The 3,239-nt window shown below is 49.5% G+C and carries 2 rRNA genes; both read left to right on the plus strand.

The annotated features are described in order from the left end of the window. The first annotated feature begins 54 nt into the window (after positions 1–54). Positions 55–2,945, plus strand: a 23S ribosomal RNA gene (locus tag AC07WY_RS21425). Positions 2,946–3,112: 167 nt separating this feature from the next. After that, a 5S ribosomal RNA gene (gene rrf / locus AC07WY_RS21430) occupies positions 3,113–3,227 on the plus strand. Positions 3,228–3,239 lie beyond the last annotated feature (12 nt).

Genomic DNA, 3,239 nt, shown 5'->3' on the forward strand with positions numbered 1-3,239 from the left:
GAGTCCACATTGTTGATCCTCCTTGTAGGGATTAACGACTGTTTGGGGTTGTATAGTCAAGTAATTAAGTGCATGTGGTGGATGCCTTGGCAGTCAGAGGCGATGAAAGACGTAATAGCCTGCGATAAGCTTCGGGGAGGCGGCAAATATCCTGTGATCCGGAGATTTCTGAATGGGGAAACCCACTTACCATAAGGTAGGTATCGCATGATGAATACATAGTCATGCGAGGCGAACGAGGGGAAGTGAAACATCTCAGTACCCTTAGGAAAAGAAATCAATTGAGATTCCCTCAGTAGCGGCGAGCGAACGGGGATCAGCCCATTAAGTTATATGTGTTTTAGCGGAAAGCTCTGGGAAGTGCTACCGTAGAGGGTGATAGTCCCGTACACGAAAGGGCACATATAATGATGACGAGTAGGGCGAGGCACGTGAAACCTTGTCTGAATATGGGGGGACCATCCTCCAAGGCTAAATACTCCTGACTGACCGATAGTGAACCAGTACCGTGAGGGAAAGGCGAAAAGAACCCCTGTGAGGGGAGTGAAATAGATCCTGAAACCGCATGCATACAAGCAGTGGGAGCCAACTTGTTTGGTGACTGCGTACCTTTTGTATAATGGGTCAGCGACTTATATTCAGTAGCAAGGTTAACCGTATAGGGGAGCCGTAGAGAAATCGAGTCTTAATAGGGCGTTTAGTTGCTGGGTATAGACCCGAAACCGGGTGATCTATCCATGAGCAGGTTGAAGGTTGGGTAACACTAACTGGAGGACCGAACCCACTGTCGTTGAAAAGCCAGGGGATGACTTGTGGATAGGGGTGAAAGGCTAATCAAACTCGGTGATAGCTGGTTCTCCCCGAAAGCTATTTAGGTAGCGCCTCGGACGAATACCATAGGGGGTAGAGCACTGTTTCGGCTAGGGGGTCATCCCGACTTACCAAACCGATGCAAACTCCGAATACCTATGAGTACTATCCGGGAGACAGACTGCGGGTGCTAACGTCCGTAGTCAAGAGGAAAACAATCCAGACCGCCAGCTAAGGCCCCCAAATTATAGTTAAGTGGGAAACGATGTGGGAAGGCATAGACAGCTAGGAGGTTGGCTTAGAAGCAGCCACCCTTTAAAGAAAGCGTAATAGCTCACTAGTCGAGTCGGCCTGCGCGGAAGATGTAACGGGGCTAAAACTATATGCCGAAGCTGCGGATGTGCACTATGTGCACGTGGTAGGGGAGCGTTCTGTAAGCCGATGAAGGTGTATTGAGAAGTATGCTGGAGGTATCAGAAGTGCGAATGCTGACGTGAGTAACGACAAAACGGGTGAAAAACCCGTTCGCTGAAAGACCAAGGGTTCCAGTCCAACGTTAATCGGGGCTGGGTGAGTCGACCCCTAAGGCGAGGCCGAGAGGCGTAGTCGATGGGAAATTGGTTAATATTCCAATACTTCTGTGTAATGCGATGAGAGGACGGAGAAAGTTAAGTCAGCCTGGCGTTGGTTGTCCAGGTGAAAGGCAGTAGGCATGCATCTTAGGCAAATCCGGGGTGCTCTATGCTGAGAGCTGATAGCAAGCTAGTTTACTAGCGAAGTGGCTGATACTATGCTTCCAGGAAAAGTCTCTAAGCTTCAGTTACACAGGAATCGTACCCTAAACCGACACAGGTGGTCAGGTCGAGTAGACCAAAGCGCTTGAGAGAACTCTGCTGAAGGAACTAGGCAAAATGGTACCGTAACTTCGGGAGAAGGTACGCTGCTGACGGTGATAGGACTTGCTCCTTGAGCTATTGGCAGCCACAGAAACCAGGCCCCTGCAACTGTTTATTAAAAACATAGCACTCTGCAAACACGAAAGTGGACGTATAGGGTGTGATGCCTGCCCGGTGCTGGAAGGTTAATTGATGGGGTTAGCGTAAGCGAAGCTCTTGATCGAAGCCCCAGTAAACGGCGGCCGTAACTATAACGGTCCTAAGGTAGCGAAATTCCTTGTCGGGTAAGTTCCGACCTGCACGAATGGCATAATGATGGGGGCGCTGTCTCCAGCAGAGGCTCAGTGAAATCGAAATCGCCGTGAAGATGCGGTGTACCCGCGGCTAGACGGAAAGACCCCGTGAACCTTTACTGCAGCTTGACATTGAACTTTGATCTTACTTGTGTAGGATAGGTGGGAGGCTTTGAAGTAGTGACGCCAGTTGCTATGGAGCCATCCTTGAAATACCACCCTGGTAATATTGAGGTTCTAACTCTGTCCCGTTATCCGGGACGAGGACCATGTCTGGTGGGTAGTTTGACTGGGGCGGTCTCCTCCTAAAGAGTAACGGAGGAGTACGAAGGTGCGCTCAGCGTGGTCGGAAATCACGCGTAGAGTATAAAGGCAAAAGCGCGCTTAACTGCGAGACCCACAAGTCGAGCAGGTACGAAAGTAGGTCTTAGTGATCCGGTGGTTCTGTATGGAAGGGCCATCGCTCAACGGATAAAAGGTACTCTGGGGATAACAGGCTGATACCGCCCAAGAGTTCATATCGACGGCGGTGTTTGGCACCTCGATGTCGGCTCATCTCATCCTGGGGCTGAAGCAGGTCCCAAGGGTATGGCTGTTCGCCATTTAAAGAGGTACGCGAGCTGGGTTTAGAACGTCGTGAGACAGTTCGGTCCCTATCTACCGTGGGCGTTGGAAATTTGAGAGGATCTGCTCCTAGTACGAGAGGACCAGAGTGGACGAACCTCTGGTGTACCGGTTGTGACGCCAGTCGCATCGCCGGGTAGCTATGTTCGGAAGGGATAACCGCTGAAAGCATCTAAGCGGGAAGCCTACCTCAAGATAAGATTTCCCTAGGACTTTATGTCCTCTAAAGAGCCGTTGAAGACTACGACGTTGATAGGTTGGATGTGGAAGTGCGGTGACGCATGAAGCTGACCAATACTAATTGCTCGTGAGGCTTGACTATACAACACCCAAGCAGTTGTATACGAAGCATCATTTGATTCATAAAAGATCAAACATACTTGATTTAGTTGTAAAGCTAGTTAAACTATTCAACTCAAATGTTCTGTTAAACTCATTTGGTACGAAGTAAGGCATTTAAATAAGACCCGAACAAGTCCATAACAGTTTGCTGGCGACAATAGCAAGAGTGAACCACCTGATCCCTTCCCGAACTCAGAAGTGAAACCTCTTAGCGCTGATGGTAGTGTGGGGTTACCCATGTGAGAGTAAGTCATCGCCAGCTTTTAAATCTAAA

Source organism: Acinetobacter sp. GW821-FHT01C12, assembly GCF_059422625.1.